At 50.9% G+C, this 6,114-nt stretch carries 4 protein-coding genes; 2 read left to right on the top strand and 2 right to left on the bottom strand.

The features are described 5' to 3' along the window. Positions 1-135 precede the first annotated feature (135 nt). Complete coding sequence (locus ACI4J0_RS09415; protein WP_439765554.1) at positions 136-936, bottom strand: helix-turn-helix domain-containing protein; 801 nt, start codon at positions 934-936, stop codon at positions 136-138. Between the two features lie 119 nt (positions 937-1,055). On the opposite strand from ACI4J0_RS09415, the gene ACI4J0_RS09410 reads away from it, so the two are divergent. Then, positions 1,056-2,960, top strand: coding sequence for a glycoside hydrolase family 127 protein (locus ACI4J0_RS09410; protein WP_439765553.1), 1,905 nt, complete (start codon positions 1,056-1,058; stop codon positions 2,958-2,960). A gap of 41 nt (positions 2,961-3,001) precedes the next feature. Here the strand turns inward: ACI4J0_RS09410 and eno are convergent, their stop codons facing one another. After that, complete coding sequence (gene eno / locus ACI4J0_RS09405; RefSeq protein WP_439765552.1) at positions 3,002-4,264, bottom strand: phosphopyruvate hydratase; 1,263 nt, start codon at positions 4,262-4,264, stop codon at positions 3,002-3,004. Positions 4,265-4,609: 345 nt separating this feature from the next. Here eno and ACI4J0_RS09400 point away from each other — a divergent pair, with 345 nt between their 5' ends. Beyond that, positions 4,610-6,088, top strand: a complete 1,479-nt coding sequence (locus tag ACI4J0_RS09400; protein WP_439765551.1) for a family 43 glycosylhydrolase — start codon at positions 4,610-4,612, stop codon at positions 6,086-6,088. Positions 6,089-6,114: the final 26 nt, after the last annotated feature.

The following is a 6,114-nucleotide window of genomic DNA, read 5'->3' as shown; positions in this document are numbered from 1 at the left end:
GCCCTTTGGAAACCTGCAAGCCTTTGAAAAGGCTTGAGCGAAACTTTTAGTGTTGCGCTTATTTGTGCAACTTTTTTCATTTCTCCACTTTATCGACAAGCTGACGGCTTTCGGGGATTTTCCGAAAGCCGTTTTTTACATTTTCATTGCCGCTGCTCTGCGGTACTCCGTGGGGCTTGAGCCTGTCATTTCACGAAAACGCCTGCTGAAATACAGGGGGTCCTGATACCCGACCGCCATTGCCGCCTCACCCACCGTCATCAGTGTGGAGCTTAGCAGGCGGCGCGCCTCAGCCATTTTCAGCCTGTCGTGATACTGCTGCATAGACATTCCCGTTTCTGCCTTGAAAACTGCCGCAAGCCGCTTGTAGCTGAGAAAAAATTCTCCCTCGAGAGCCTTTGCGGAAAAGGGTGAGGAGATGTTTTCCGAGAGATATCTGCATATCCTGTCCGAAAGCTTCGGGGGCGGGGCGTTTTCGCTTTGGTCATAGGCAAGAAAGCTCAGAAGCTCCGCAAATCTCAGGTTTATGTATCTGTCTCTGCTGCCGCTTTCGGAAGAGCAGAGATCGCAAAACTCCATTATCCGCTCCTCGGTGCCGCTTCCCGAGAGACCCGCAAGGCATTTGGGAAGGGGGGCAAAAATGCTTTCGTATACGGGGGCTTCGTTAAAATAAAAATGGGCGTAAAACCATCTTGTGCCCTTTGGTATCTCACGTTTTCCGAAATGGCGTATGCCGTTTTTCAGAAAGATAAGTCCGCCCCGCTCTGTTTCATAGTCCTCTGTCCCCTCGGTCACGTATATTGCACCCTCAAATACATATATCATCACATTGAAATCCGCCGTTCTGTCAATATGATAAAAGGGCTCGGAGGCTGCCAGAAGTCCGCAGCCGCTCACAACGGGCATTGATGTGTTGTTGAAAATTATCTCGTTCAAGATTATCCTCCATAATACTAAGAATATTATCTATTTGATTATGCTTGTGATAAGATTATAATACATACAAAAGCATATGTCAAGGATAAGGGACTCTCAGGAAAGGAATGGTCATATTTATGAAAACTCAGAACAGGATACCCGTTAATGCATACCGCCCCTCGGGCTTTATGGGCAGATACTGCGAGCTTGTCCGCAGGGAGATGATACCCTATCAGTACAAGGTGCTCTGCGATGAGGCGGAGGACGCGGAGAAAAGCCACGTTGTCGCCAATTTCGAAAATGCAGGAAGGACGCTTCGGGGAGAGGACGGCGGAGATGGCTTTTACGGTATGGTCTTTCAGGACAGCGACGCTGCAAAATGGATAGAAGCGGCGGCATATTCCCTGGCGCTGCATCCAGACAGGGAGCTGGAGGAAAGGGCTGACAGGCTTATCGGACTTATCGCCGCCGCCCAGGACAAGGACGGCTATCTTAACACCCGCTTTACCATAACCGACAGGGAAAAGCGGTGGACAAACCTTCTTGAGGGACACGAGCTTTACTGCTCGGGTCATATGATGGAGGCTGCCTGCGCATATTTTGAAGCCACGGGCAAAAGAACGCTCCTTGAGGTCATGGAGAGAAATGCGGAGCATATCTACCGCCGCTTTATCACCGAAAATACCCCCGGATATCCGGGACACCCCGAAATTGAGCTTGCACTTATGAAAATGTACCGCACCACCGGCAATGCACACTGCCTGGAGCTGGCGGGGCATTTCATAAACTGCCGCGGAGCCGACCCCGAATATTACGAAAAGGAAAAGGCGGCAAGGGACTGGTATGTCTGGGGAAACAACCCCTGCGACCATGATTATCAGCAAAGCGGCAGACCTGTCCGTGAGCAGTCCGACGCTGCGGGACACGCCGTAAGAGCGGTTTATCTCTACACGGGCATGGCAGACCTTGCTTCGGAAACGGAGGACAAGGAGCTTTTTGCCGCCTGCCGCCGTCTTTGGGAGAGCATTGTTAACAGGCGTATGTATGTTACGGGCGGAATAGGCTCCACCGTTCAGGGAGAAGCCTTTTCCGCCGATTACGACCTGCCCTCCGACACTGCCTATTCCGAGACCTGCGCCGCTATCGGGCTTATGTTCTTCGCCTCCCGTATGCTTGAAAACGATGTTGACGGGGAATACGGGGATATTATGGAGAGAGCCTTTTACAATACCGTTCTTGCAGGCTTTCAGCTTGACGGCAAGCGGTTTTTCTATGTAAATCCTCTTGAAGCCGTTCCGGGGATATCGGGTGTGACTCAGACCCGGAGACACGTGCTCATCACCCGTCCAAAATGGTATGCCTGCGCCTGCTGTCCTCCCAATGCGGCAAGGCTCATTTCCTCGGTTGGGCAGTATGCCTACGGCGAAAAGGGCGACACGGCATATTGTCATATGTTCGCTCCCGGTGAGGTCACATTCTCAAACGGCATAAAGCTGACCTGCGAGACAGGTTATCCCTACGGCTTTGAGATATGCTATACCGTTTCGGGAAATGGCAGGCTCGCGGTCAGGATACCATCATGGAGCGGTAAATATTCGGTCAATAAAAACGGCACGGAAACTGACTGTGAGCTTATTAAGGGATATGTATACATAAATGCTTCGGACGGAGACAGGATAAATATTTCCCTTGACGGCACGCCCCGTTTTGTATATGCATCGGAAAAGGTGCCCGCACTTTCGGGAAAGGCAGCCCTTTGCAGAGGACCTCTCGTTTACTGCTTCGAGGGAGCGGACAACGGGGGAGACGTGCTCTCACTTTCGGCAGATACAAAGGGGGAGATACGTCCTCTGGGCTTTGATGAGGGGCTTCTGGGCGGCACGGAAATGATAGCCGTACAGGGGTACAAACGTGAGCCGCAGAAGGAGCTTTATTCTATGAATGCGCCGAAAAAAACGCCCGTTACACTTTATGCAGTACCCTACAGTTTATGGGGCAACAGAGGCGAAAATCAGATGCGGGTCTGGATGGACACAGAATAATAATTGCCGCAGGGAACGGGAGAGTTTCCTGCGGCATAATATTATCTTCCTGTCATTTCCTCAATGCGCAGGAGTCTGTTGTATTTGGCGGTGCGTTCACCTCGCGAGGGCGCGCCTGTTTTGATAAGCCCCGTGTTCAGAGCCACCGAGAGGTCGGCAATGAATGCGTCCTCCGTTTCTCCGCTGCGGTGGGAGATTATGGCGTCAAAGCCGTTTTCTCTTGCCATTCTCACAGCCGCAAGGGTCTCGGAAAGAGTGCCTATCTGATTTAGCTTTATGAGTATGGCATTGCCGCAGCCCCGTTCAATTCCCTTTGCAAGGCGCTCGGTGTTGGTGACAAAAAGGTCATCGCCCACAAGTCTGACCTTTTTGCCCAGCGCCATGGTGAGCCGTTCCCAGCCGCTCCAGTCCTCCTCGTCAAGGGGGTCCTCAATGGAGAAAATGGGGTATTTTGAGCAGATGTCCTCCCACTCGGAAATAAGCCGGTCTGTGGTTCGGGGTATCTTCTTTTTTGGCATATAATATCCGCCGTTTTCGCCCTTCCATTCGCTGGCGGCGGCGTCAAGGGAGATAAGGAAGTCCTTACCGGGCGTGTAGCCCGCTCTTTCCACCGCTTCAAGGATAAGCTCAAGAGCCTGTCCCTCGGACTCAAGCTCGGGAGCAAAGCCGCCTTCATCGCCCACAGCGGTGTTGAGCCCTTTTTCCTTGAGTATCCGTGCTAAGTTATGAAATACCTCGGAGCACATTCGGAGCCCCTCTCTGAAGCAGCAGGCACCCTTGGGGAATATCATAAACTCCTGGATATCCAGATTGTTACCTGCATGAGCGCCGCCGTTTAAGATGTTCATCATGGGAACGGGGAGCTTTGCGGCATTGACTCCGCCCAGAAACCTGAACAGGGGCATTTCATAGCTTTTTGCCGCTGCGTCGGCGCAGGCAAGGCTCGCCGCAAGAATGGCATTTGCGCCTAAATTGGACTTGTCCTTTGTGCCGTCAAGCTCGATGAGCCTGCGGTCAATTTGCCTTGTATCGGCGGCGTCAAGGCCCGAAAGTCCCTCCCTGATGATCGTGTTCACGCTTTCTGCAGCCTTCAGAACGCCCTTTCCCATGTAACGGGAGCCGCCGTCACGAAGCTCAAGCGCTTCAAACTGTCCCGTGCTGGCGCCGCTGGGTGCCCTTCCGAAGCCCACTGAGCCGTCGCAGAGCAGCACCTCCGCTTCAACGGTGGGATTTCCGCGGGAGTCAAGTATCTCTCTGCCTCGGATATCCGCAATAAGTCTTGATGAATACATATCTATACCCATTCCTTTCGGTTTTATTTTGGGTTAGTATATGCATTACAGGTTTATTTACTCATATATGATACTAATTCTCAATCAACCTATAGACAAATCCTCGGCTAGAATAAGCCCATTCGTCGTCAAGCTCCCTTGCCGGGCGGCAAGCCCGCCTGCGGTCGCTTTCCTAGACTGGACTTATTCTATCTGTCGGCTTTGTCTATAGAACGATTTAGAATTAGTATGAAAAATGTTGCAGTGGAAAGCTGCACAATATTTTTTTAAATACTGCACAAAAATTCACTTGATTATTTTTTATTTATCGGTTATAATTTATACAATGTAATAATTCCGGAAAGGACAGCAAATTTTATGAAATACACAAATCCCGTAGTAAAAGGCTTTTACCCCGACCCCTCCGTATGCGAATACGAGGGAAAATATTATATGGTGTGCAGCTCCTTTCAGTATTTTCCGGGAGTGCCCCTTTTCGAGAGCGATGACCTTGTTAACTGGCAGCAGATAGGACACGTTCTTACCCGTAAATCACAGGTGATGCTTGAGAAGATAAACAGCTCCGGCGGAGTTTTTGCCCCCACTATCCGCTGCAATAAGGGCAGATTTTATATGGTGACCACCAACGACACCACCCACGAGAATTTCTATGTGTATACCGATGATATACACGGCGAATGGTCGGAGCCTGTGACCGTTGACCAGGGGGGCATTGACCCGTCTTTGCTTTTCGACGATGACGGAAAGGTCTACTTTATCAGCAACGGCACAGACGAATACGGCAAAAGCGGAGTGTGCCAGTGCGAGATAAATATTGAGACGGGTGAAAAGCTCACTCACACAAAGTGCATCTGGCAGGGCTCGGGGGGCAGATATCTTGAAAGCCCTCATATGTACAAGATAAACGGCGAATACTATCTTATGGCGGCGGAGGGCGGCACCGAGTACGGTCATATGATAACCTATGCGCGGGGCAAGTCTCCTTGGGGCGAGTTTGAGAATTACCCTCATAATCCCGTTCTCACCAACCGAAACAAGGCTCCCTTTATCATTCAGGGAATAGGTCACGGCGACCTTATCCGCGATAAAAACGGGGAGTGGCACATACTCTGCCTCGGTTTCAGGCAGATACATATGTGGATGCCCTATCATCATCTGGGCAGAGAGGTTTTCCTTATTCCTGCGCAGTTTGACAGCGAGGGCTGGTTTACCGCGGGAAAGGACGGCACCTGCGACAGTGAGTATGAGCTTATGGGTGATTTTGAGCAGACCGAAAAGCGGCATTACACCATTTCGGACATGAAAGAGGGAATATACCGCTGCTTCTTGCGTCACCCCCACACGGAAAATTATGATTTTTCGGGAGACGGCATTATTCTGAAGGGTACGGACATCACCCTTGACGATGTGGACTCTCCCACCTTTGCGGGAATACGCCAGCGGGATTTTGATATGGAGCTTGCGGCGGATATTGACGTTTCCGAGGGCGAGGGCGGCGTGACCGTATATTCCTGCGAGAACGAGCATTACGATATTGCCGTAAGAAAAACGGGCGAGGGCTTTGAGGCGATTTTAAAGCTCAACATCGGCGGCATAAAGCACATTCAGAATACAGTTCCTCTTAATTCGGGAAAGGCAAGGCTCATTATCCGCTCGGACAGCATGAATTATTATTTCTATGTTTCGGAAAACGGCGGGGAGATATGCCTTGGCTGCGGACAGTCGAAATATCTCTCAAGCGAGGTATCGGGCGGCTTTACGGGAGTTGTTCTGGGGCTGTATGCTGTGGGAGGAAAAACGGGATCTGCCGCTTTCGATATTAAGTATAAGGAATAACGGCTGCTCTGCGGCTAAATAAAAAT

The organism is Huintestinicola sp. (assembly GCF_051882455.1).
Classification (GTDB): Bacteria; Bacillota; Clostridia; order Oscillospirales; family Ruminococcaceae; genus Huintestinicola.
The sequence above is the reverse complement of the archived record's forward strand: the minus strand, read 5'-3'. Positions and strand labels throughout refer to the sequence as shown.

Excerpts from the sequence above, each read along its gene's own strand:
- ACI4J0_RS09410 (WP_439765553.1), top strand. The coding sequence starts at position 1,056 with ATGAAAACTCAGAACAGGATACCCGTTAATGCATACCGCCCCTCGGGC.
- ACI4J0_RS09400 (WP_439765551.1), top strand. The coding sequence starts at position 4,610 with ATGAAATACACAAATCCCGTAGTAAAAGGCTTTTACCCCGACCCCTCC.
- eno (WP_439765552.1), bottom strand. The coding sequence starts at position 4,264 with ATGGGTATAGATATGTATTCATCAAGACTTATTGCGGATATCCGAGGC.